The sequence below is a fragment of the Lentzea cavernae genome (assembly GCF_014653695.1).
Taxonomy (GTDB): Bacteria; Actinomycetota; Actinomycetes; order Mycobacteriales; family Pseudonocardiaceae; genus Lentzea; species Lentzea cavernae.
In genome coordinates this window covers 421,611-444,252 of record NZ_BNAR01000001.1, presented here as the reverse complement: position 1 = coordinate 444,252, position 22,642 = coordinate 421,611, and the positions used below count along the sequence as shown (strand labels likewise).

The 22,642-nt window shown below is 72.0% G+C and carries 21 protein-coding genes; 17 read left to right on the top strand and 4 right to left on the bottom strand.

The annotated features are described in order from the left end of the window. The first annotated feature begins 19 nt into the window (after window positions 1–19). Window positions 20–2,257 carry a GH92 family glycosyl hydrolase gene (locus IE307_RS02075; protein WP_191295708.1) on the top strand — a complete coding sequence of 746 codons (2,238 nt, stop codon included), beginning with the start codon at window positions 20–22 and terminating at the stop codon, window positions 2,255–2,257. On the opposite strand, the gene IE307_RS02070 is transcribed toward IE307_RS02075, so the two are convergent. After that, complete coding sequence (locus IE307_RS02070; RefSeq protein ID WP_191295707.1) at window positions 2,240–3,733, bottom strand: MFS transporter; 1,494 nt, start codon at window positions 3,731–3,733, stop codon at window positions 2,240–2,242. The two genes, IE307_RS02075 and IE307_RS02070, sit on opposite strands and share 18 nt — an antisense overlap. 254 nt (window positions 3,734–3,987) lie before the next feature. Between IE307_RS02070 and IE307_RS02065 the strand changes: the two genes are divergently transcribed. The 6 genes from IE307_RS02065 to IE307_RS02040 are packed head-to-tail and all read left to right on the top strand — an operon-like array spanning window position 3,988 to window position 10,972. Continuing rightward, window positions 3,988–5,121, top strand: coding sequence for a zinc-dependent alcohol dehydrogenase (locus IE307_RS02065; RefSeq protein WP_191295706.1), 1,134 nt, complete (start codon window positions 3,988–3,990; stop codon window positions 5,119–5,121). Beyond that, complete coding sequence (locus tag IE307_RS02060) at window positions 5,111–6,028, top strand: UDP-glucuronic acid decarboxylase family protein (RefSeq protein ID WP_191295705.1); 918 nt, start codon at window positions 5,111–5,113, stop codon at window positions 6,026–6,028. The genes IE307_RS02065 and IE307_RS02060 overlap by 11 nt, the downstream gene beginning before the upstream one ends. 9 nt (window positions 6,029–6,037) lie before the next feature. Continuing rightward, window positions 6,038–7,633, top strand: coding sequence for a carbamoyltransferase family protein (locus IE307_RS02055; RefSeq protein WP_191295704.1), 1,596 nt, complete (start codon window positions 6,038–6,040; stop codon window positions 7,631–7,633). After that, window positions 7,630–8,529, top strand: a complete 900-nt coding sequence (locus IE307_RS02050; protein ID WP_191295703.1) for a glycosyltransferase — start codon at window positions 7,630–7,632, stop codon at window positions 8,527–8,529. The genes IE307_RS02055 and IE307_RS02050 overlap by 4 nt, the downstream gene beginning before the upstream one ends. After that, window positions 8,526–9,797 carry a glycosyltransferase family 9 protein gene (locus IE307_RS02045; RefSeq protein ID WP_229904295.1) on the top strand — a complete coding sequence of 424 codons (1,272 nt, stop codon included), beginning with the start codon at window positions 8,526–8,528 and terminating at the stop codon, window positions 9,795–9,797. The genes IE307_RS02050 and IE307_RS02045 overlap by 4 nt, the downstream gene beginning before the upstream one ends. Further along, window positions 9,758–10,972: a UDP-glucose dehydrogenase family protein gene (locus IE307_RS02040; protein ID WP_308436328.1), complete on the top strand. Its 1,215-nt coding sequence runs from the start codon at window positions 9,758–9,760 to the stop codon at window positions 10,970–10,972. The genes IE307_RS02045 and IE307_RS02040 overlap by 40 nt, the downstream gene beginning before the upstream one ends. Here IE307_RS02040 and IE307_RS02035 read toward each other — a convergent pair. Further along, window positions 10,956–12,308 (bottom strand): aldehyde dehydrogenase family protein, encoded by a 1,353-nt coding sequence (locus IE307_RS02035; protein ID WP_191295702.1) that lies wholly within the window; start codon window positions 12,306–12,308, stop codon window positions 10,956–10,958. The genes IE307_RS02040 and IE307_RS02035 overlap by 17 nt on opposite strands. Window positions 12,309–12,355: 47 nt before the next feature. Between IE307_RS02035 and IE307_RS02030 the strand changes: the two genes are divergently transcribed. The 10 genes from IE307_RS02030 (at window position 12,356) to IE307_RS01985 (ending at window position 20,617) form a co-directional block, all read left to right on the top strand. Further along, a complete protein-coding gene (locus tag IE307_RS02030; protein WP_191295701.1) occupies window positions 12,356–12,751 on the top strand; it encodes a ChaB family protein in 396 nt (131 codons plus the stop codon). Continuing rightward, complete coding sequence (locus tag IE307_RS02025) at window positions 12,748–13,740, top strand: NAD-dependent epimerase/dehydratase family protein (RefSeq protein WP_191295700.1); 993 nt, start codon at window positions 12,748–12,750, stop codon at window positions 13,738–13,740. Before IE307_RS02030 ends, IE307_RS02025 begins: the two co-directional genes overlap by 4 nt. 53 nt (window positions 13,741–13,793) lie before the next feature. Continuing rightward, window positions 13,794–14,309 carry a D-glycero-alpha-D-manno-heptose-1,7-bisphosphate 7-phosphatase gene (locus tag IE307_RS02020; RefSeq protein WP_191295699.1) on the top strand — a complete coding sequence of 172 codons (516 nt, stop codon included), beginning with the start codon at window positions 13,794–13,796 and terminating at the stop codon, window positions 14,307–14,309. Further along, on the top strand, window positions 14,306–15,289 hold the full coding sequence (locus IE307_RS02015) for a glycosyltransferase family 9 protein (protein WP_191295698.1): 984 nt from the start codon (window positions 14,306–14,308) through the stop codon (window positions 15,287–15,289). Before IE307_RS02020 ends, IE307_RS02015 begins: the two co-directional genes overlap by 4 nt. Continuing rightward, window positions 15,286–16,146 carry a glycosyltransferase gene (locus IE307_RS02010; RefSeq protein WP_191295697.1) on the top strand — a complete coding sequence of 287 codons (861 nt, stop codon included), beginning with the start codon at window positions 15,286–15,288 and terminating at the stop codon, window positions 16,144–16,146. The genes IE307_RS02015 and IE307_RS02010 overlap by 4 nt, the downstream gene beginning before the upstream one ends. After that, complete coding sequence (locus tag IE307_RS02005; RefSeq protein ID WP_191295696.1) at window positions 16,143–17,342, top strand: glycosyltransferase; 1,200 nt, start codon at window positions 16,143–16,145, stop codon at window positions 17,340–17,342. Before IE307_RS02010 ends, IE307_RS02005 begins: the two co-directional genes overlap by 4 nt. Further along, on the top strand, window positions 17,339–17,914 hold the full coding sequence (locus IE307_RS02000) for a D-sedoheptulose-7-phosphate isomerase (RefSeq protein ID WP_191295695.1): 576 nt from the start codon (window positions 17,339–17,341) through the stop codon (window positions 17,912–17,914). The genes IE307_RS02005 and IE307_RS02000 overlap by 4 nt, the downstream gene beginning before the upstream one ends. Continuing rightward, window positions 17,911–19,185 carry a D-glycero-beta-D-manno-heptose 1-phosphate adenylyltransferase gene (gene rfaE2 / locus IE307_RS01995; RefSeq protein WP_191295694.1) on the top strand — a complete coding sequence of 425 codons (1,275 nt, stop codon included), beginning with the start codon at window positions 17,911–17,913 and terminating at the stop codon, window positions 19,183–19,185. The genes IE307_RS02000 and rfaE2 overlap by 4 nt, the downstream gene beginning before the upstream one ends. Further along, window positions 19,186–19,857, top strand: a complete 672-nt coding sequence (locus tag IE307_RS01990; RefSeq protein ID WP_191295693.1) for an SDR family oxidoreductase — start codon at window positions 19,186–19,188, stop codon at window positions 19,855–19,857. Window positions 19,858–20,056: 199 nt separating this feature from the next. Continuing rightward, entirely contained in the window at window positions 20,057–20,617 is a 561-nt protein-coding gene (locus tag IE307_RS01985; RefSeq protein WP_191295692.1) for a phosphatase PAP2 family protein, read from the top strand. Here IE307_RS01985 and IE307_RS01980 read toward each other — a convergent pair. Further along, on the bottom strand, window positions 20,589–21,383 hold the full coding sequence (locus IE307_RS01980) for an SDR family oxidoreductase (protein ID WP_191295691.1): 795 nt from the start codon (window positions 21,381–21,383) through the stop codon (window positions 20,589–20,591). The genes IE307_RS01985 and IE307_RS01980 overlap by 29 nt on opposite strands. Next, window positions 21,383–22,564 (bottom strand): cytochrome P450, encoded by a 1,182-nt coding sequence (locus IE307_RS01975; RefSeq protein ID WP_191295690.1) that lies wholly within the window; start codon window positions 22,562–22,564, stop codon window positions 21,383–21,385. The genes IE307_RS01980 and IE307_RS01975 overlap by 1 nt, the downstream gene beginning before the upstream one ends. Window positions 22,565–22,642: the final 78 nt, after the last annotated feature.

Genomic DNA, 22,642 nt, shown 5'->3' with positions numbered 1-22,642 from the left:
CCCGGTTAGTGTCCGGGACGTGAGAGCGCTCCCGGTCTTCCTGGTCACTGTCCTCACCGCCGCGCTGGCGACTCCCGCTGGTGCGGCGGTGAGAGACGACACCCGGTACGTCGACCCGCTGATCGGTTCGGCGGGCGGCGGCAACACCTATCCGGGCGCCGTGCGGCCGTTCGGGATGATCTCGTGGAGCCCCACGTCGACCCGCGGCGACCAGACGAACACGGGCGCCGCCAACGGGTACGCCTACGACGCCACGCGAGTGCGGGGCTTCAGCCTCACGCACGTCAACGGCGCGGGCTGCCACCCCGGCGCCGCGGGGGACGTCCCGATCATGCCGCACGTCGGGGAGATCACCTCGTCGCCGACGGCGGACACCAAGGACCAGATCTTCGCGAGCGACTTCTCGCACGCCGACGAGAAGGCCGAGGCCGGTCGTTACCGGGTGGGCCTGAAGTCCGGCGCCACGGCGGACCTGTCCGTGACGACCCGCGCGGGCATCGGCGAGTTCACCTTCCCCGTCAACGGTTCGCTGCTGTTCCGGACCTCGAACTCGCTCAACGGCAGCGAGGACGCCGACATCACGATCGACCCGGCGACCGGCAGCGTGTCCGGTTCGGTGCTCACCGGCGCGTTCTGCGGCCGGCGCGCGAACGGCGGCACGAACAACCAGAAGACCTACTACCGCCTGCACTTCACGGCGTCGTTCGACCGCCCGATCGCGAACTACGGCACGTGGGTCGACAGCGAGCTGAGGCCGGGGACGACGCACGCGACCGGCGGCGAGGGCTACCTGACCGGGAGCGCCCGCGCGGGCAAGGGGTCCGGCGGGTACGTGTCCTTCGCGGACAAGGACGTGCGCATGCGCGTCGGCATCTCCTACACCAGCCTCGACGCCGCCAAGCGCAACCTCGCCGCGGAGATCCCGAAGCGCGCGAGCGTGGCAGACGTCGCGGCGGAGGCGAAGAAGGCCTGGGCGAAGCAGCTGCGCGCGGTCGAGATCACCGGCGGGACCGCGGACGAGCGCACGATCTTCTACACCGCGCTCTACCACACCTTCCTGCAGCCCAACGTGATCAGCGACGCCGGCGGGAAGACCCGGTACGGCAACTTCTCCGGCTGGGACCAGTACCGCGCCCACACCCAGCTCCTGGCGCTGCTGGCACCGGACGTCGCGAGCGACTTCGCCCAGTCGTTGCTGGAGATCTCGCGCAAGAACGGCGGTGTCTGGGACCGCTGGGTCCACATCACCGGCCCGACGCACGTCATGACCGGCGACCCGTCCGCCCCGGCCATCGCGGGCATGTACGCCATGGGCGCCAGGGACTTCGACGTCAACGCCGCCTACGACTCGTTGCTGCGCCAAGCCACCGTCCCGCACCCGGACGGCCTGTCCGACAAGGGCTGCCCGGGCCAGTGCGAGGGCCAGCGCCCCAACCTCGCCGAGTACATGCGCCTCGGATACGCCCCGCACGACACCTGCCACTGCTGGGGCGGCGCCGCCGAGACGCTCGAGGATTCCGTCGCCGACCAGGCGCTCGCGGACCTCGGTCGCGCGCTCGGCCGTCCCAACCCGGAGATGCAGGAGCGCGCGGGCTGGTGGCGCAACACCTTCAACCCGGCCACCGGGTACCAGCAGGCCCGCAAGGCCGACGGCACCTGGGTGACCCCGTTCAACCCGGCCTCCGACCAGGGCTTCGCGCAGGGCAGCAGCGCCACCTACACGTGGATGGTGCCGCACGACGTCCAGGGCCTGGCGGACGCCATGGGCGGGCCGGAAGCCGCCGCCACCAGGCTCGACGGGTTCTTCAAGCGCGCGGACGGCTCGTGGGCGACCGGCGGTGACGCCCTGCGGTACGACCCGACGAACGAGCCCGGCATCCACACGCCGTGGATCTACAACGAGCTGGGCCAGCCCCGCAAGACCCAGGAGACCGTCCGCGCCATGGCCCGCCTGGTCTACAGGACCGGTCCGTCCGGCCTGCCCGGCAACGACGACCTCGGCACGATGTCCGCCTGGTACGTCTTCGCCGCCCTGGGCCTGTACCCGCGCACGCCGAGCAGCGCCGAACTGCACCTTTCCAGCCCGATGTTCCCGAAGGCCAGGATCACCGCCAAGAACATCACGGTTCTGGCGACGGGAACACCGGGCGTGCACGTGCAGGAGACGCGGTGGAACGGTCGCAAGGTCGAGCAGCCGTGGTTGCCGGCGTCGTTCGTGCAGCGCGGGGGAGTGCTGGTCTCACGTCTTGAAGGGTGAGCCGGCGCCCTCGGCGCGGGTGTGGCTGCGTCGCGCGGTCGAGGACAACGGCATGGCGATGTCCTCCAACGACTTGTTCTCCGCGTCCACCGCGAGGAACCGCGCGACCAGCCCGCCCGCGATCATGATGACCGCGCCGACCAGGTAGCCGATGAACAGCCGCACGGGCTGGTCACCGGTGCCGATCAACGCGCCGTAGATCACCGGGCCGAGCGCGCCGAAGCACTGGGCGATGGCGAAGAAGACGCCGATCGCCTTGGCCCGCACCTCCAGCGGGAAGATCTCGCTGACCGTCAGGTACGCGGCGCTGGCACCGGCCGAGGCGAAGAAGAAGATCACGCACCACGCGATGGTCTGCGTGATCGCGTTGAGCACTCCGGCGTAGAACAGCACGGCGGTGACACCGAGCAGGGCGCCGGAGATCGCGTAGGTCAGGAACAGCATCCTGCGGCGGCCGATGGTGTCGAAGAGGTGCCCGATGGTGAACGGGCCAACGAGGTTGCCCACCGCGAACGCGACCAGGTAGAGCGGTGTCACCTCGGACGGAACGCCGTAGAACTTGCCGAGCACCAGCGTGTAGGTGAAGAAGATGGCGTTGTAGAGGAACGACTGGGTGATCATCAGCGTCGCGCCGAGAACCGCCCGCGAGGGATATTCCTTGAACAGCACGCGGGCCAGCGCGAGGTACCCGATCTCCTTGGCCGGTGTGACCTCGATGGCCTTCTTCTCGTCGACCGCGGGCAGGGCCGAGCCGGACTCCTTCTCGACCTCCTCCTCGATGCCCTTGATCGTCTTCTCGGCCTCCTCGGTGCGGCCGTGCATGATCTGCCAGCGCGGGCTCTCCGGCAGGTGCCTGCGCACCACCAGGATCACGAGGCCCAGCACCGGTCCGACGAGGAACCCGAGCCGCCAGCCCAGCGACAGCTCCACGTGGTTGAGCAGGACGTACGAGCTGAGCGTGCCGAGCACCGCGCCCGCCCAGTAGGTGCCGTTGACGGCGATGTCGACACGGCCCCGGTAGCGGGCGGGGATGAGCTCGTCGATCGCGGAGTTGATCGCCGCGTACTCGCCGCCGATGCCCATGCCGGCGATGAACCTGGTCAGGTACAGGAAGACCAGCCACCCCGCGCCGTTGCCGAGGGTGAACGCGGTGAGGCCGGAGCCGACCAGGTAGACCGCGAGCGTGATCATGAACAGGTTGCGGCGGCCGAGCTTGTCGGAGAGGTGGCCGAAGAACAGTGCGCCGACGACCTCGCCGAGCAGGTACACCGTGGCCAGCAGGCCGACCGCGGTCGAGGACAGCCCGAGGGTCTCCGGTTTGGTCAGCGTGTCGGCGATCGCGCTGGCGACCGTGATCTCCAGGCCGTCGAGGATCCACGCCACGCCCAGCGCGATGACCATGCGCGTGTGGAACGGTGACCAGGGGAGCCTGTCGATCCTCGCGGGGATCAGCGTGCGCACACCAGCTTCAGCCATTTTCAGCCCCTCGCCGCGATGAGCGCCTGCGGGGCGCTCTGCTCGATCCGCGTCTTCGACCACGCCGACCGCCGTGTCCGGCTCTTGCGGCACGCCGCCCGGACCCGGCGATCCACTTCGCAGCCATACCCCCGGACCGACCTGCTCGAAACCGAAAAAGTTTTTGTTCCGAAAGGACCGAATTGTCCATTGACCAGGTGTTTGCCGTCGCCGGTCACGGGAAGACCGACGACGGAGAACAACGGGAGGCGAACGTGAAGGCTGTCGTGTGGCACGGCGAAGGTGACATCAGGCTCGACGACGTCGAGGACCCCAAGATCCAGGAACCGACGGACGCGCTCGTCCGGATCACCCGCAGCGCCATCTGCGGCACCGACCTGCACATGGTGCGCGGGACGTTGCCGGACATGGTCGAGGGCACCGTGCTCGGGCACGAGGCCGTCGGTGTCGTCGAGGAGGTGGGCGCCGCCGTGCGCGGGTTCTCGCCGGGCGACCGGGTGGTGATCCCGTCCACGATCGGGTGCGGCACGTGCTCCTACTGCCGCGCCGGGTACTACGCGCAGTGCGACACCGCGAACCCGAACGGACCGGCGGCGGGCACCAGCTTCTTCGGCGGTCCCAAGGCGACCGGTCCGATCAACGGCCTGCAGGCCGAGTACGCCCGCATTCCGTATGCGGCGACGACGATGGTGCGCATTCCGGACGCGGTGAGCGACGACCAGGCGATCCTGGTGTCCGACATCTTCCCGACCTCGTGGTTCGGGTCCCGCCTCGCCGAGGTCGGCTCCGGCGACACCGTGCTGGTGCTGGGCGCCGGTGTGGTCGGCCAGTTCGCGATCGCCTCGGCGAAGCGGCAGGGCGCCGGCCGCGTGATCGTGGTCGACGGCATCGCGTCCAGGCTGGACAAGGCCCGCGAGCAGAACGCCGAGACCGTCGACTTCAACTCCGAGGACCCCGTCGAGGTCGTGAAGGACCTGACCGGAGGCATCGGACCGGACCGCGTGATCGAGGCGGTCGGCGTCGACGCGGAGAGCCCCGGCAAGCGCGACGGCGAGCAGTGGAAGCCGGGCGACGCGCCAGCGCAGGCTCTCGACTGGGCCGTCGAGCTCGTCGCGAAGGCCGGGACGATCGGGATCATCGGCGTCTACCCGCCGGGGTTCGAGCAGTTCCCGATCGGCGCCGCGATGAACAAGAACCTCACGGTGCGGATGGGCAACTGCAACCACCGCCGGTACATCCCGCGGTTGCTCGACCTCGTGCTGACCGGCGTGGTCGACCCGACCGCGTTCATCACGCAGCACGAGCGGCCCAGCGCCGCGATCGACGCCTACAAGACCTTCGACCTGCGCGAGGACGGCTGGCTCAAGACGGTCCTCGATGTCTCCTGAACGGGTCGTCGTCACCGGCGGGGCGGGGTTCCTCGGCTCGCACGTCTGCGACGCGCTGCTGCGGGAGGGCGCGGAAGTCGTGTGCGTGGACTCGCTGCGCACCGGCTCCCGCGATAACGTGCCCGCCAGAGTGGAGGTCGTCGTCGCCGACGTGTCGCAGCCGCTCGACCTGCCGGGGCCGGTCGACCTGATCCTCCACCTGGCGTGCCCGGCGTCGCCCGTCGACTACCTGAGCATGCCGATCGACACGTTGAAGACGGGCGGGTTCGGCACGTACCACGTGCTGGACCTCGCCCGCCGCAAACGGGCCCGCGTCGTCATCGCGTCGACCAGCGAGGTCTACGGAGACCCGGAGGAGCACCCGCAGCGGGAGTCCTACTGGGGGCACGTGAACCCGATCGGGCCGCGCAGCGTCTACGACGAGGCCAAGCGGTTCGGGGAGGCGATGACCGTCGCGTTCCGCGCGGAACACGGTGTCGACGCGGCGATCGTGCGGATCTTCAACACCTACGGCCCGCGGATGCGCGCGCACGACGGCCGGATGATCCCCACGTTCCTGCGCCAGGCGCTGGCGGGGGAGCCGCTGACCGTGCACGGCGACGGGCTCCAGACCAGATCTCTCTGCTATGTGGACGATCTCGTGCGCGGACTGCTCGCGATGGCCCGCAGCGACCACCCCGGGCCGATCAACCTCGGCAACCCGGACGAGGTCACCGTCCTCGACGTCGCGCACCGCAGCATCGAGGTGACCGGCAGCGCGTCGCCGATCCGCCACGTCGAGTCGATGGTGGACGATCCCCGTCGCCGGCGGCCGGACATCGGCCTGGCACAGGAGGTCCTGGGCTGGCGGCCGAGGGTCCCGCTGGAAGAGGGACTGCGGTCGTTTGCCCGGGAATTCGCAGGGTAGCCGCACGTCATGCGAGTTCTCGGGATCAACGCGGTGTTCCACGACCCCGCCGCGGCACTGGTGGTCGACGGTGAGGTCGTGGCCGCGGCCGAGGAGGAGCGCTTCTCCCGCCGCAAGCACGGCAAGCGTCCCGTGCCGTTCTCCGCGTGGGAACAACCCGAGCTGTCCGCGCGGTGGTGCCTGGAACGGGCAGGGCTCACCGCCGCGGACCTGGATGCCGTCGCGTACTCGTACGACCCCGCCCTGGTCGACGCCGAGTACGCCCCATGGGAGGAACTGCGGACGACCTACGCGCGCAAGGCTCCGCAGTTCCTCGCCACCTCGTTGCCCGGCCTCGATCCCGAGATCGTGCGGTTCGTGCCGCACCACGTCGCCCACGCGGCGTCCGCAGGACTCGCCGCGCCCTTCGGCGGCAACTGCGCGGTGCTGGTGGCCGACGGCCGCGGCGAGTGCGGGTCCCACCTGGCCGGCCGGTACGTCGACCAGGAGCTGACCACCTTCGCGTCGCAACGACTGCCGCACTCCCTCGGCCTGATGTACGAGGATCTGACCGAACACCTCGGTTTCCTGCGCTCCAGTGACGAGTACAAGGTCATGGCGCTGGCCTCGCACGCCAAACCGGTGCACCTCGACCTGATGCGCGAGCACGTCGTGGTGCACGACGGCGGTTTCGAGATCCGGCCGCTCGACTGGAACACGCTCGCCAAGCAGCGCGCGAAGGACGAGGACCTGACGCGGGAGCACGCCGAACTCGCCGCGAGCGTGCAGGTGCGGCTCGAGGAGGTGCTGCTGGAACTGGTGCGGTGGCTGCACGACCGCACCGGGGAGACGCGGCTGACGATGGCCGGGGGAGTTGCGCTCAACTGCGTCGCGAACACCCGGATCTTCGCGGAGGGCCCGTTCGACGAGGTCTGGGTCCAGCCCGCCGCGGGCGACTCCGGCACGGCGCTGGGTGCCGCGCTGGCCGCGAGCACGGACACGGTCCTGCCGATGCCCGGCGCCGACCTTGGCCGCGGTTTCTCCGACGAGGAGATCGAGGCGGCCCTGCGCACCGCCGCCGTGCCGTACAAGAGGTCGGACGACGTCGCGCTCGAGGTCGCGGAAGCGCTTGCGGCCAACAAGATCGTCGCGTGGTTCCAGGGGCGCAGCGAGTACGGTCCCCGTGCCCTCGGCCGCCGCTCGCTGTTCGCGAACCCCTGCTTCGCCGAGAACCTGACCCGCCTCAACGACGTGAAGGGCCGCGAGCAGTTCCGCCCGGTCGCCCCGATGGTGCTCGCCGACCGCGCGAGCGAGGTGTTCACCCGCGGCCCGATCCCCAGCCCGTACATGCTCTTCGTGCACGACGTCCGTCCTGAGTGGACCGACCGCATCCCCGCCGTCGTGCACGTGGACGGCACCGCGCGGGCGCAGACCGTCGCCGGCGATCCGCTGCTGGAGGGGATGCTGCGCGAGTTCGAGGCCCGCAGCGGTGTCCCGGTCGTGGTGAACACGAGCCTCAACACCGCGGGCCGCCCGATGGTCGACACCCCGCGCGACGCGTTGGAGTGCTTCGGCTCGTCGCCGATCGACCTGCTCGCCATCGGCTCGTTCGTGGTGCGGCGATGAACTACTCCGTCGTGATCCCCACGGTCGGCCGCCCGAACCTCGACGTCCTGCTGGACACCCTGGTCGAGGGATCCGGCCCGGAGCCGTGCGAGATCATCGTGGTGGACGACCGCGACACGGGCGCTGGCCCGGCGGCGGCGCGCAACACCGGGTGGCGTGAGGCGCGCGGCGACTGGGTGGCGTTCCTCGACGACGACGTGGTGCTCGCCCCCGACTGGAAGTCCCGGCTGTGCGCGGATCTGGCGGACCTGCCGGGTGACGTCGGCGCGAGCCAGGCCCGGATCGTCGTCCCGCTGCCGCAGGACCGCGAGCCGACCGACGCCGAACGCGGCACGGCCGGCCTCGCCACGGCGCACTGGATCACCGCCGACATGGCTTACCGGCGGGAGGCCCTGGCCCGCGCCGGGGGTTTCGACGAACGGTTCCCGCGCGCCTACCGCGAGGACGCCGAACTGGCGTTGCGCGTGCAGGACCTCGGCTATCGGATCGTGCGCGGTTCGCGGGTCACCACGCACCCGGTGAAGCCCGCGACCTTCATGACCAGCGTGCGAGACCAGCGCGGCAACGCCGACGACGCGTTGATGCGGCGGCTCGTGGGGTCGGAGTGGCGATCGCGCATCGGCGGGAAGCGAGGACGTCTGCCCGCGCACGTGGTGACGACCGCGGCCGGTCTGCTGACCGTCCTCTGTGGAGTGATGGGGCGGAGGCAGGCGGCGGGCGCGTTCGGTGTGGTGTGGGCGGGCCGCACGGCGTGGTTCGCGGTGGCGCGGATCGCGCCGGGACCGAAGGACTGGGTGGAGATCGCGCGGATGCTGGTGACGAGCGCGCTGATCCCGCCCGTCGCGGTCTGGCACCGGGTGCGCGGCGAGGTGCGGCACCGCAGGGTGCGACCGTGAGAGTCTTGGTGCTCAGGGCTCTCGGGCTGGGCGACCTGCTGACGGCGGTGCCCGCGCTCAGGGGGTTGCGAGCGACCTTTCCCCGCGCCGAGATCACGCTGGCGGCACCGGGCTGGCTCGCGGACGCGGTGGCGCGGATCGACGCCGTGGACCGGCTCCTGCCGACCGAGGCGCTGGCACCGATCGACTTCGAAGGTCCCGACCTCGCGGTGAACCTGCACGGCAGGGGCCCGCAGAGCGTGCAACGGCTGCTGGCCACCGAGCCGCGCCGGCTGATCACCTACGCGGAGCGCGGCGAGTGGGACGAGCGGGTGTCGTCGATCGAGTGGCCCGCCGACCGGAACGAGGTGGTCCGGTGGTGCGACCTGCTGCACCGGCACGGGATCCGGTGCGATCCCGACGACTTCCGGCTGGCTCCTGTCGGTGAGCGCACCGGTCCGGTCGTGGTGCACCCCGGGGCGAGCACCGGGGCGCGCCGGTGGCCGGTGGACCGGTACGCGGAGGTGGTCCGGCGACTGGAGGCCGAGGTGGTGGTGACCGCGGGGCCGGGGGAGTGGGAGCTGGCGCGCCAGGTGGTGGCCGCCGCCGGGAGCGGTCCGGTGGCCGTGGGCGGGCTGGCTGCTGGGAACGGGCCGGTCGCCGGGGAAGGGCTGGCTGCCGGGGAAGGGCTGGCTGCCGGGGAAGGGCTGGCTGCCGGGGAAGGGTCGGCTGCCGGGGACAGGCTGGCTGCCGGGGACGGGCCGGTTGCTGGGAGCGGGCTGGCTGCTGGGAGCGGGCTGGCTGCTGGGAGCGGGCTGGCTGCTGGGAGCGGGCTGGCTGCTGGGAGCGGGCTGGCTGCTGGGAGCGGGCTGGCTGCTGGGAGCGGTGCAGCTACTGGCCCTGGGAGCGACAGGTTCGCCGGCGGGGATCAGGTCGCCGGTCACCCCGCCCCCACCGCTTTCTCTGCCCCCACCGTCTTCTCCGGCACCCTCGCCGAACTCCTCGACCTCGTCGCCACCGCGCGTCTCGTGATCTGCGGCGACACCGGTGTCGCCCACGCCGCCACCGCCTACCGGACCCCGTCGGTCCTGCTCTTCGGACCCGTACCGCCGAGCGTCTGGGGCCCGCGACGGGGGCCGCACCAGGTGCTGTGGCACGGAGAAACAGGCGACACGTTCGCCGACGAACCGGATCCCGGACTGCTCCGGATCACGGTCGACGAGGTGCTGGACGCGGCGGGAGGTGCGCTGTGCGGATCGGAGTCGTCGGAGCGGGCTACGTCGGTCTGACCACCGCGGCGTGCTTCGCGCACCTCGGCCACCAGGTCGTCTGCGCGGACGTCGACGAGTCCAAGGTCGAGGCGCTCAACGCGGGAGAGGTCGCGCTGCACGAGCCAGGTCTGAGCGACCTCGTCGCCGAAGGGCTCGGCAGCGGCGGCCTGAGGTTCGTCACGGGAAGTCGTCTGTCCGATGTGGACTTCACGTTCGTCTGCGTGCAGACCCCGACCGGTGCGGACGGCGAGGCCGACCTGACGGCGGTCGAGGAGGTGCTGGATCAGGTGTCCGGTCCCGCGGTGGTGAAGTCGACGGTGCCGGTGGGGACCGCCGCGAAGCACCCCGGTGTCGTGTCGAACCCGGAGTTCCTGCGCGAGGGCCACGCCGTCGAGGACTTCCTGAGGCCGCAACGGATCGTGGTCGGCGCCCAGGACGAACGGCAGGCCCGTGCGGTGGCGGACCTGTACGGGGCGACCCGCGCGCCGGTCGTGCTCACCGACACCACGAGCGCCGAGCTGGTGAAGTACGCGAGCAACTGCTTCCTGGCGTTGAAGCTGTCGTACGTCAACACCCTGGCGGAGCTGTGCGAGCACCTCGACGCGGACATCGACGGCGTCACCGAGGGCATGCGGCTCGACAACCGGATCGGGGCGTCGTGCCTGGCGCCCGGACCGGGCTGGGGAGGCTCGTGCCTGCCGAAGGACACCCTCGCCCTGCTCGCCACGGCGCGCACCGCGGGCATCGACTTCGCGACCCTCGAGGCGGCGATCTCCACCAACCACCACCAGCCGCGCCGCGTCGTCGACCGGATCCGCGAGGAGGTCGGGCCGCTCGACGGTGTCCGGATCGGGTTGCTGGGGCTCACGTTCAAGGCCGGCACCAGCGACCTGCGCGACTCACCTGCGCTCGTCGTCGCCGGGATCCTCTCCGGGGAGGGCGCCGTCCTCGTCGCCTACGACCCGTGCGTCGAGCAGGACCGCCCCGGCATCACCGTCCTCCCCAGTGCGGTGGAGGCGGCGGAGGGTGCGGACGTCCTGCTGGTGCTGACCGAGTGGCCGGAGTTCGCCGAACTCGACTGGCCGGAGCTGGCGAAGCGGGTGCGGAACCCGCTGATCTTCGACACCCGCGGCGTCGTGCCGCCCGGCAAGGCCGCGGAGGCGGGCTTCCGGCTGGTCAGGACCGGCCGGTAGGGACACCGAGGTGGACCACCTTGGTGGTGGTCATCTCGTCCAGCAGCTCGGGGCCGTACCCGAACCCGGTGCCGGACGCGCCGCGGGGCTGCGCCGCGCCGCCGGGTGCTCCGCCGAACACCGCGTTGACCTTGACCGTGCCGACCGGCAGCTCCCGCCACGCGCGCTGGGCGTGCTCCATCGACGAGGTCAGCACCGTGGCGGCCAGGCCGTACTCGCCGGAACACGCCTCGGCCAGGCCCTCGTCGAACGACGACACCAGCTGCACCGGTGCGATCGGGCCGAACGTCTCCTCGCACATCACCCGCATCGCGCCGACGCAGTCCGCCAGCACGGTCGCCGGGTAGAACGCCCCGTTGCCGTCCGGGACCGAGCCGCCGACGAGAGCTGAGGCCCCTGCCGCGATCGCGTCGCCCACCTGGGAGTGCACGAAGTCGCGGTGCCGGACGTCGACCAGCGGCTGCGGATCGGCGTTCCACTCCCGCGCCCGCGCGCACAACGCGTCGAGGAACGGCGCGGCGATCGCCTTGTGCAGGTAGATCCGCTCCACCGAAGTGCATATCTGGCCCGCATTGGTGAACGCGCCGAGCGCCGCCTGCGAGGCCGCCCACACCGGGTCGACGTCGTCGTCGACCAGCAACGGGTCATTGCCCCCGTTCTCCAGCAACAGCTTCGCCGAAGAGGCACGCGCGATCGCACGGCCCGCCGCGGTGCTGCCGACGTGGGCGACGAGGTCGACGTCGGACGAGCTCACCAGCGCGGCCCCGACCTCGCCGTCTCCGACCAGCGTCTGCAGCACCCTGGCGGGAAAGCACTGGTGCAGCACGGTCGCCAGCAGCAGACCGGTGTGCGGGCACCGCTCACTCGGCTTGTGCAGCACGACGTTGCCCGTCACGAGAGCGGCTCCGAGCAGTCCGCACGCCACCGCGATCGGGTCATTCCACGGCGTCAGCGCCACGACGACCCCGCGCGGTTCGGGGACCATGAAGTCGACGGCGGAGCCCAGCAGCGACCGTCCACGGTGGACAGGACCGAGCTCGGCGTACTGCTCCAGCGTTGACGCACCGGCCAGCACGCCCTCCCGCGCCGACGCGAACGGCCGTCCCGTCTCGGTCTCCACCACCGTCGCGAGGTCGCTCGCCCGGTGCCGCAACGCCGTCGCCGCCTCGCGCACCGCCGCGCCGCGTTCGGCGGCGGGGACGGCGGCCCACGCCGGACGCGCGGAGCGGGCGGTGGCGAGTGCCGCGGAGACCTCGGGAGCTGTCGCGGTGGGGAGCCATCCGACGAGCTGGGAGTCGCGCGGGCTGTGGACGTCGATGGCGTGCATGGCGGTCATGTCGTTCGGGTACCCGTCACCCCAGGTGGAAACCTTGGAGGAGAGCCATGCCCGGACGGCAGGAACTGCCCAGCACGGTGGCCCGCTCGTCGGAGAAGGCGCAACGGACGTGGATCAAGGCGCACGACTCGGCGGTCGAGTCCTACGGGGAGGGCGAACGCGCGCACCGCACCGCCTTCTCCGCGCTCAAGCACAGCTTCGAGAAGATCGGCGACCACTGGGAGGCCAAGGAGGAGAAGGGACCCTCTGATCCTCAGGCCGAGCGCGGCACACCGGAGGGAACCGAGACGGCCGGTGGAGTCGACGCCAACGCGAGCAAGGAACACCTCTACGACGTGGCGACGCGCCTGGAGATCGAGGGCCGCTCGCGGATGACCAAGGACGAACTGGTCGACGCCATCGGCAAGGCGAACGACCGCGCCACCGCGCGAGCGCGCTCATGAGGGTCGTGATCACCGGCGCGACCGGGAACGTCGGAACCGCTCTCTTACGCCGTCTCGCCGAAGAACCCGACATCCAGGCGCACGGCGTCTCCCGCCGGCCGCCGGGCGACGCGCCGCCCTACCGGGGCGTGCCGTGGACCCCGGTCGAACTCGGCCGCCCCGGAGCGGAGGAGGTGCTCCAGGGCGTCTTCGAGAACGCCGACGCGGTCGTGCACCTCGCCTGGCGCATCCAGCCCGCCCGCGACGAGCGCGCGACGTACCGGACGAACGTGGCGGGATCGGCGCAGGTCTTCAGCGCCGCGGTCGCCGCGGGGGGGCCGCACCTCGTGCACATGTCGTCGGTCGGCGCGTACTCACCGGGCAGCAAGGACCGGCGGGTGGACGAGTCGTGGCCGGTCGACGGCGTGCGGACGTCGTTCTACAGCAGGCACAAGGCCGCTGTGGAGCACATGCTCAACAAGTTCGAGTCCGACCTGCTCATCTCCCGGCCGCGGCCGGGGCTGATCCTGCAGTCCGACGCGGGTTCGGAGATCCGCGACTACTTCCTCGGCGGGCTGGTGCCGAAGGCGCTGTTCCGGCACCGGATCCCGGTCCTGCCGTTGCCGCGCGACCTGGTGCTGCAGTTCGTGCACGCCGACGACGTGGCGGACGGTCTGGTCCGGATCATCCGGCAACGGCCGCACGGCGGGGTGAACCTCGTGGCCGACCCCGTCGTCACTCCCCGTGCACTCGCGGAGGTCCTCGGCGGCCGTCCGGTGCCCGTCCCGGGTGGGCTGCTGCGCCTGGCGGCGAACGTGTCGTGGCGTCTGCGGCTGCAGCCGACACCTCCCGGGTGGATCGACCTGGCGCTGAAGTCACCGCTGCTGGACGCGTCGCGCGCACGGGAGGAGCTCGGCTGGAAGCCGGAGTTCGACGCGCAGGAGGCACTTCAGGCACTCGTGCGCGGAATCGGGGAGGGCAAGCAGGTCCCGGGCAGCCCGGCGCTGTAGAACCGCTTCGCGGAGTAGCGTTTCAAGCGGTTTTTCTCGGCTAACTCTCCTCTATGGACGAGCTTTTCGACGCGGTGCTGTTCGACCGCGACGGCACGCTGATCCGGGACGTCCCCTACAACGGCGACCCGGATCGCGTGTCCCCGATGCCCGGCGCTCGCGAGGTGCTGCGCGATCTGCGCGCCCGCGGCCTGCGCACCGGCGTCGTGAGCAACCAGTCCGGCATCGGCCGCGGGCTCGTCACCGAAGCGCAGGTCACGGCGGTGAACGCGCGGGTCGAGGAGTTGCTCGGCCCGTTCGGCACCTGGCAGATCTGCCCGCACCACCCGGACGAGGGCTGCGCGTGCCGCAAACCCGCACCGGGGCTGGTGCTGGCGGCCTGTGAGGCCCTGGACGTGCGGCCCGGACGTGTGGTCGTCGTGGGCGACATCGGCGCGGACGTGGAAGCCGCGCAGGCGGCCGGCGCGGTGCCGGTGCTCGTGCCCACCGCGGTGACGAGGCGGGACGAGGTCGACAGCGCCCCGCGCACCGCGCCCGATCTCCGCGCCGCGATCGAGATGATCTTGTGAGGACGCTGGTCGCGCGCCTGGACAGCGATGGCGACGTGCTGCTGGCCGGGCCGGCGGTGCGCGCCGCCGCGACGGCGGGGGAGGTCGTCCTGCTCTGCGGCCCGGCCGGTGTCCGCGCGGCGGAACTGCTGCCCGGCGTCACGCGGATCGTCGAGTGGGAGTGCCCGTGGATCACCAACCCGGCGCCCGACGTCCGGCCGATCGACGTCGAGGCCGTGATCGCGCTGGTGCACGGTGTTCGCGCCGACGTGGCGCTGATCTTGACGTCGTTCCACCAGAGCCCGTTGCCGCTGGCCCTGATGCTGCGGCTCGCGGGCGTTCCCAAGATCGTCGCGCGGTCGGTCGACTACCCCGGATCGCTGCTGGACGTGCGCCTGACCGGTGACCCCGACGTCCCGGAGGCGCACCGGGCGCTGGAGGTGGCGCTGGCAGCCGGGTTCGCGCTCCCCGAAGGCGACGACGGACGTCTGGCGGTCGTCGAACCGCCCGGGGCGGAACTCAGCCGTCCGTACGTGGTGGTGCACCCCGGTGCGACGGCGCCCGCCCGCACCTGGTCGCCCGACCGGTGGGCGAAGACCGTGGTCGCGCTGACCGCGGCCGGGCACCGGGTGGTCGTGACCGGCGGACCGGCGGAGGCCGGCCTCACCGGGCACGTCGCCGGCGCGTGCGGAACCGATCTCGGCGGGCGCACCAGCCTGCTCGAACTGGCGGGGGTGCTGGCCGGAGCCGACGCCGTCGTCGTCGGCAACACCGGCCCCGCCCACCTCGCCGCCGCGGTCGGCACGCCCGTCGTGTCGTTGTTCTCGCCGGTCGTCCCCGCCGTCAGATGGGCGCCGCACGGCAGACATGTGCTGCTCGGCGACCAGGAAGCGCCCTGCCGCGGGACGAGGGCCCGTGAGTGCCCCGTGCGCGGCCACCCGTGCCTCGACCTGGTCGACCCGGCGGACGTCGTGGCGGCCGTCGCGGAGGTGATGACGTGAGAATCCTGTTGTGGCACGTGCACGGCTCCTGGACGCATTCGTTCGTCCAGGGCGGGCACGACTACCTGATCCCCGGCCCGCCGCACGGCATCGGTCTCACCGGACGGCCGTGGGACGCGACCGAGGTCGATCCGTCCGAAGTGGACGCCGACGTCGTCCTCGTGCAACAGCTGGAGCAGCTGTCCCAGGTGCCGGGCGGAATCCCGTTGGTGTACCTGGAGCACAACACGCCCAGCGCGCCCGCGCTGGAACACCCGCTCGCCGGCTGGGACGGCACCATCGTGCACGTCACGCACTTCAACGACCTGATGTGGGACTGCGGCACGACCCGGACCGTCGTGATCGAGCACGGTGTCGTCGATCCGGGTCCGCTCTACACCGGGGAGCTCGCGCGGTCGGCGGCGGTGATCAACGACCCGGTGCGCCGGGGCCGGATCGTCGGCACCGACCTGCTGCCGAGGTTCGACCCGATCGACGTGTTCGGCATCGGCACGGAGCGGATCGGCGGCATGGGGGACCACGGACTCGGCCCGCTGCACCGGGAGCTCGCCCGCCGCCGCGTCTACGTGCACACGCCCCGCTGGACGTCGCTCGGGCTGTCGTTGCTCGAGGCGATGCACCTCGGCATGCCGGTCGTCGCGCTGGCGAGCACCGAGGCGGTGCGCGCCGTGTCCGCGGACGTCGGCGCGATCTCGACGAACGTGGAGGAACTGGTGAGCGCGGCGCGGGACCTGGTCGCCGATCCGGATCTCGCTCGGGAGAAGGGACAACGGGCCCGCGAGTTCGCGCTGGCCCACTACGGGCTCGACGCGTTCCTGCGCAACTGGGACGTGACTCTGAAGGAGGTGATCGGATGAGGATCGCGATGGTGTCGGAGCACGCCAGCCCGCTCGCGGCTCTGGGAGGTGCCGACGCGGGAGGCCAGAACGTCCACGTGGCCGCGCTGGCGGCCGCTCTCGTGCGGCGGGGGCACGAAGTCGCGGTCTACACACGGCGTGATGCCCGTGGGCTGCCACGCCGTGTCGACACCCCTGACGGTTACGAGGTCGTTCACGTACCTGCGGGACCGGCGAAACACGTGCCGAAGGACGAGCTCCTGCCGCACATGACCGGCTTCTCCCGCTTCCTGGCGCAGGACTGGCAGGACAGGCCGCCCGACGTCGTGCACAGCCACTTCTGGATGTCGGGCCTGGCCTCGGTGCTGGCGGTGCGGCGCGCCCGCATTCCCGTCGTGCACACCTATCACGCCCTCGGCACGGTGAAGCGCCGTCATCAGGGCGCGCAGGACACGAGCCCGTCCGAACGGATCGCAGTGGAACGGCTGGTCGGCTACGAGGTCGACGCCGTCGCGGCCACCTGTGACGACGAGGTCGACGAGCTGATCGCCATGGGCCTGAAGCGGGCCAAGATCACGGTCGTGCCGTGCGGCGTCGACACCGCGCTGTTCACCCCGACCGGCCCGGTGGCGCGGCGCAAGGCGCCGCACCGGATCGTGTCGGTCGGCAGGTTCGTGCGGCGCAAGGGTTTCGACGACCTGATCGCGGCGTTGCCGATGGTGCCGGACACCGAGCTGGTGATCGCCGGAGGACCGCCGAACCTGAAGACCGACCCGGAGGCGCAGCGGCTGCTCGCCTTCGCACAGGCGCGCGGCGTCTCGGACCGCGTGCACCTCGTCGGGCAGGTGGCACGGGCGAAGATGCCCGCACTGCTGCGCTCGGCGGACGTGGTGGCGTGCGTGCCGTGGTACGAGCCGTTCGGCATCGTTCCGTTGGAGGCCATGGCCTGCGGCGTCCCGGTCGTCGCGTCGGCGGTCGGCGGTCTGACCGACACGCTGGTCGACCGCGTCACCGGTGTGCTGACCCCGCCGCGTGATCCCCGGACGCTCGGACGGGTGCTGCGCAAGCTGGTCGCGGACCCGTCGCGCGGCATGGCTTACGGCATCGCGGGCAAGGACAGGGTGGACGCGATGTACACGTGGGACGAGATCGCCGCCCGCACCGAGCTCGTCCACCTGCGGGTGCGGACGACCGGCGACCTGGCGGTGGCGCGGTGACGGTCGAGAGCCACCTCGACGGGCTGACGGACACGCTGGCCGGTGTGCGCGCCCAGTCCTCCCGCATCCACCGCTGGGGCGCGTCGCTGGCACGCCTGCTCGTGAGCGGCGGCAGGGTGCTCGCGGCCGGAAACGGGGGATCGGCCGCGGAGGCCCAGCACCTCACCGCCGAACTGGTCGGCCGTTACCGGGACGACCGCGCGCCGTTCTCGGCGCTCGCGTTGTGCTCGGAGACCTCCAGCGTCACGGCGATCGCCAACGACTACGGCTACGACCAGGTGTTCGCCCGTCAGGTGACGGCTCACGCCCGGCCCGGCGACCTCGTGGTCCTGTTGTCCACCAGCGGCCGCAGCCCGAACCTGCTCGAGGCGGTGCACGCGGCCCGGCTGGCCGGTGCGACGACGTGGGCGCTGACCGGCCCGCTGCCGAACCCGCTGGCGGCACTGGCCGACGACGCTCTGGCGCTGCCCGGCGACGCCTGCCACGTGCAGGAGGCGCAGCTGGTGGTCGTGCACGCGTTGTGCGAGGCCTTCGAAGCGGCGCTGCCCTCGTCGGTGCGGAGGGCGTCGTGAAGCTGGTCGTGGTCGGCGACTCCCTGCTCGACGTCGACGTGGAGGGAACCGTCGAGCGCGTCTGCCCGGACGCCCCCGCACCCGTGCTGGACGTCGTCGGCGAGCACGCCAGGGCCGGTGGAGCCGCACTGGCGGCGACGATGGCGGCGCGCGACGGCGTGGACGTCACGCTGGTCAGCGCGCTGTCCGACGACGAGGCGGGGGAGCGGGTGCGGTCGCTGGTCGAGGTTCCCGGCCTGTTCGGGCGCACCGGAGCGGTTCCGGTCAAGACGCGGTTGCGGTGCGGCGGAACGTCCCTGGCCCGCGTGGACCGGGCCGGCTCCGGGACACCGCGGGTCACCGACGACATGCTCGACGCCGTGCTGTCGGCCGACTTCGTGCTGGCGTCCGACTACGGTCGCGGGCTGCTGCGCGACGAGCGGCTGCGGTCGGTGCTCACCCGCGTCCCGGTGGTCTGGGACCCGCATCCGCGGGGCCCGGCCCCGGTGCCGGGCGTGCGGCTGGCGACGCCGAACCTGTCCGAGGCGACGGCGTTCAGCGGTGCGGCCGATCCGGACGTGGCGGCGGCCGAGCTGGTGTCCCGCTGGCAGGCCAGGGCCGTCGTGGTGACGCTGGGCGGGCGGGGTGCCGTGCTCCACTGTGGAGGAACGCCCGTTGCCGTGCCGGCACCGCAGGTGCGCACGACCGACCCGTGCGGTGCGGGGGACAGGTTCGCCGTGACGGCGGCCGTGCGCCTCGCGGGCGGTGCCGCTCCGGACGACGCGGTGGCGGCCGCGGTGGTCGCCGCGGCCGACTTCCTGGACCGGGGCGGTGTCTCGGGCATGCGCCCGGCGGTGCCGTCCACAGTGGACGCGGTGCGGCGGCGCGGCGGGACCGTCGTCGCGACGGGCGGGTGCTTCGACGTCCTGCACACCGGGCACGTGCGGATGCTCGCCGCCGCCCGCGCCCTGGGCGACTGCCTGGTGGTGTGCCTCAACTCCGACCTGTCCGTGCGGCGGTTGAAGGGGAACGGCCGGCCGGTGAACCGAGAGTCCGAGCGCGTAGAGGTGTTGCGGGCGCTGGAGTCCGTGGACGACGTCGTCGTGTTCGGCGAGGACACCCCGGAGCACGTGCTGGGCCGCTTGCGCCCGGACGTGTGGGTGAAGGGCGGCGACTACACCGTCGACCAGCTGCCGGAGACCGCCGTCGTGCGGCGCTGGGGCGGCCGCAGCGTCGTGGTGCCCTACCACCGCGGCCGTTCGACGACCGAGATCTTGTCGAGGAGGGCTTAGATGCAGGGGAACGTGCTGGTGACCGGAGGATCCGCCGGACTGGGTGCCGCCGTGGTCCAGGCGGTGCGCGAAGCCGGCGGAACGCCGCTGGTGCTGGACAAGTCCGCGCCGCCGGAGGGCGAGTTCGAACTGGTGGACCTGTCGGACGGGCGTGCGGCCGAAGCGGCGGTGGAGGCGCTGGCCCGCAGGCACGGTGGCTTCACCGGAGTGGTGACCGCGGCCGGCATCGACCGGTGCGGCACGCTGGCGGAGGTCCCGCCCGAGGAGTGGGAACAGGTCGTGCGCGTCAACCTGTTCGGCACGGCGGCGGTGATCAGGGCCGCGTTGCCGCACCTGGAGAACGGGCGTGTCGTCACGGTCGCCTCCACGCTCGGGCTGCGCGCGGTCAGCGACGCGACGGCGTACTGCGCCTCCAAGTTCGGCGTCGTCGGGTTCACCCGCGCGCTGGCGGCCGAGACCGCGGGCCGGATCGGCGTCACGCTGGTGGTGCCGGGCGGCATGCGCACGAACTTCTTCGACGACCGGACCGAGCAGTACCGCCCGCAGGACCTGGAGAAGCTGAACCCGCCGGACCGGGTCGCGGCGGCGATCGTGTTCGCGCTGAGCCAGCCGGAGGGCTGCGAGATCCGCGAACTGGTGATCGCGCACGCCGAGGAACCGTCCTACCCCTGATTCACCGATGGCCGTTCTGGGTAACTAGGGCCTGTGTCGAAATCTGATCCGCGACAGCCGGGCCCGAGGCGGCCCCTGGCGGCACGGCCGGACGACCCACGTACAACACCGGTACGCGGGCCGTCCGGCCGCACCACCAGAAACCACCTCAAGCGCGACTCTCATCGAACCAGACTTCGACACAGGCCCTAGGCCCCGCATGACACTCAGGGACGAACTGGCAGAGCTGGACGCGGACTCGCTGCACGACAGCGAGGTGTTGCCGGCACGGCGGCCTCACCCGGTCGTCATCGCGGCCAGTCTCACCGCCAGGGGCGGCGCGCTCTGGTTGCCGGTCGCCGGTCTGCTCGCCCTGACGGGCAGGAAGACCACCGCGAAGCGCGCGTTCACCGCGGCGCTGGTGGCGATGCCGATCGGGCACCTGGTGAGCCAGGTGCTGCACCGGCACAGACCGCTGGCCTCGGCCGTCCCGGCCCGGCAGGCGTTACCGGAGCACCCCCGCTCGTCGTCGTTCCCGTCCAAGCACGCGGTGACGGCCGCCGCGTTCGGCACCGCCACCGCGCTGAACGACCCCGGCGCCGCCCTGTTCGTGACACCGCTGGTGCTGCTCGTCGCCTACAGCCGCCTCAGGACCCGTGTGCACTGGCCCTCGGACGTGCTGGGCGGCATGGCGATCGGCGGGGTCGTGGCGCTGGGCCTGGACGGGATCGGGCGCTCCGCCTGGACGCGGATCAGGGCTGCCGCCACTTCCCGTCGTTGACCAGCTGGCTCGCCTGCGGCCCCATCAACGACATCCCGCCGTCCACGACGAGCGACGCCCCGGTCACGTACGACGCCGCGGGGGTGGCGAGGAACGCGACCACGGCCGCGACCTCCTTCGCGTGCCCCGGCCGGCCGAGCGGGATGCCCGGCCGCGCCACGGTGTGCGGGTCGACGTCCTCCTGCCCGGTCATCGGCGTGGAGATCTCGCCCGGCGCCACGGAGTTCACCGTGATGCCGTGCTCGGACAGCTCGAGGGCGAGCACCTCGGTCAACGCGCCGAGCCCGGCCTTGGCGGCGCAGTAGGGAGCGGCTCCCACCCGCGGCAGGTGCTCGTGGACCGACGTGATGTTGATGATCCGGCCACCCCCGCCGGCCGAGATCATGCGCCTGGCCGCGCGTTGCGCGCACAGGAACGCGGCGTCGAGGTCGACGGAGAGCACCCCGCGCCAGGTGCCGAACTCCATGTCCACGAACTTCTCGCTGCTGCCGGTTCCGGCGCAGTTGACCAGGACGTCCACCCCGCCCAGCTCCTCGGCCAGTTCGTCGACGACGGAGGCCGCGGCGGGCAGGTCGGTCAGGTCGACCTGCCGCACGACACACCGCGCACCGGCCTTGCGGACTTCGTCGGCCGTCCTGGCGGCTCCGCCGACGTCCTCGTGGTAGGTGATGCCCACGTCGGCGCCCGCGCCCGCCAGCGCGACGGCCACGGCCTTGCCGATGCCGGAGTCCGCTCCGGTCACCACGGCGTAGCGGGGTGCGTTCATTAGACGCGGCTCCCCGCCGGCTGGGCCGGCACGCGGATGCCGAAGTGGTTGAGCGTGGCCGGCAGCGGTGTGCCGGGCGAGGGCACAGAGAGGTGTTCGCTCAGCGTGTCGAGCATCGTGGCGGCGACGGTCAGGACCAGGTCACGGCCGGGGCACACGCCGGGACCGGCGCTGAACGGCACGATCGCCGGGTCGAGCGGCCCGTCCCAGTACTCCGGCGCGTAGGAGTCGGCGAACGGCAGCCGGTCCGGGTCGCGGTGGAAGAACGGCGTGAACACCACGAACTCGGTGTTCTCCGGCAGCCACGTGCCGTGCCAGCGGGTCGGTTCCGTGCTCTCCCGCAGGATCACCGGCGTGGTGGGCCACAACCGCGCGGACTCGAGGATGCCGTTCATGCCCCGTGCGCCCAGGGCCAGCGCTCGCAGCGTGACGATCCCGGCCGCGTCGAACGCGAAGAGCCAGTGCGGCACCTGACCGGACAGATCACCCGGCTGGGCGGCGAGGCTGCCCTCCTCGCGGCGGGCCAGGTGCTCGTCGAGCCTGTGCTGGAAGCGGTCGCGCAGACCGCGCTGCCTCGGGTGCAGGAAGGCCCAGTTGGCGTTCTCGCGCAACGCCTTCAGGTCGTCGGTGAGCTGGTCGTCGCCGCGCGCGCCGTTGCCGAGGACGATCCTGCGCACGATCCGCCACCACGCCTGGTTGAAGGACTCCCAGGTCAGCTCGCCCGTGCTCGTCACGTGCCGGGTGAGCAGGTCGGCCTCGTCGCGCACGATCGCCTCGGCGGGCACGTTCTCCGGCCGCAACGCCCGTTCGTTGAGTGCGCGCAGGTGTTCCCGTCCGGGGCCTTCGGAGATCAGCACGCCGTGCGGCTGGAAGTGCGCCAGCGCGGCCTTCTTCTCCTTCGTGGCCAGCGCGAACGGCTCGGGGGACTCGGCGAGCAGCCTGCCGACGTCGGTGGGGTCGACCAGCACCGCGACGCTGCGGCCGGTGATGCGCAGCCGGACCGGCTCCGGGCCGTAGCGGTCGCGCAACCCGCGCATGGTGGTGATGGCCCTCGCGTCGGACTGGACCCTCTCGGCGGCCGCCATCACACCGGGACGGCGCACGACGACGCCCTTGGCGAGGGTGGGCAGCAGCACCGTCGCCAGCACGCGCGCGGTGTCGAGTCGTGAGGAGATCGCCATGGTGTCGACTACCCGGTGATCCAGGTGTGAACCGTCCTGACCGGGGGTATTCGCGGACCAGCACCGAGTCAGGAGGTC

What these genes read in the sequence shown, in the direction of transcription:
- IE307_RS02070 (WP_191295707.1), bottom strand. Translation starts at nt 3,733, where the DNA reads ATGGCTGAAGCTGGTGTGCGCACGCTGATCCCCGCGAGGATCGACAGG.
- IE307_RS02020 (WP_191295699.1), top strand. Translation starts at nt 13,794, where the DNA reads ATGGACGAGCTTTTCGACGCGGTGCTGTTCGACCGCGACGGCACGCTG.
- IE307_RS01990 (WP_191295693.1), top strand. Translation starts at nt 19,186, where the DNA reads ATGCAGGGGAACGTGCTGGTGACCGGAGGATCCGCCGGACTGGGTGCC.
- IE307_RS02030 (WP_191295701.1), top strand. Translation starts at nt 12,356, where the DNA reads ATGCCCGGACGGCAGGAACTGCCCAGCACGGTGGCCCGCTCGTCGGAG.
- IE307_RS02025 (WP_191295700.1), top strand. Translation starts at nt 12,748, where the DNA reads ATGAGGGTCGTGATCACCGGCGCGACCGGGAACGTCGGAACCGCTCTC.
- IE307_RS01975 (WP_191295690.1), bottom strand. Translation starts at nt 22,564, where the DNA reads ATGGCGATCTCCTCACGACTCGACACCGCGCGCGTGCTGGCGACGGTG.
- IE307_RS02005 (WP_191295696.1), top strand. Translation starts at nt 16,143, where the DNA reads ATGAGGATCGCGATGGTGTCGGAGCACGCCAGCCCGCTCGCGGCTCTG.
- IE307_RS02050 (WP_191295703.1), top strand. Translation starts at nt 7,630, where the DNA reads ATGAACTACTCCGTCGTGATCCCCACGGTCGGCCGCCCGAACCTCGAC.
- IE307_RS02055 (WP_191295704.1), top strand. Translation starts at nt 6,038, where the DNA reads ATGCGAGTTCTCGGGATCAACGCGGTGTTCCACGACCCCGCCGCGGCA.
- IE307_RS02060 (WP_191295705.1), top strand. Translation starts at nt 5,111, where the DNA reads ATGTCTCCTGAACGGGTCGTCGTCACCGGCGGGGCGGGGTTCCTCGGC.
- IE307_RS01985 (WP_191295692.1), top strand. Translation starts at nt 20,057, where the DNA reads ATGACACTCAGGGACGAACTGGCAGAGCTGGACGCGGACTCGCTGCAC.
- IE307_RS02035 (WP_191295702.1), bottom strand. Translation starts at nt 12,308, where the DNA reads ATGACCGCCATGCACGCCATCGACGTCCACAGCCCGCGCGACTCCCAG.
- IE307_RS01980 (WP_191295691.1), bottom strand. Translation starts at nt 21,383, where the DNA reads ATGAACGCACCCCGCTACGCCGTGGTGACCGGAGCGGACTCCGGCATC.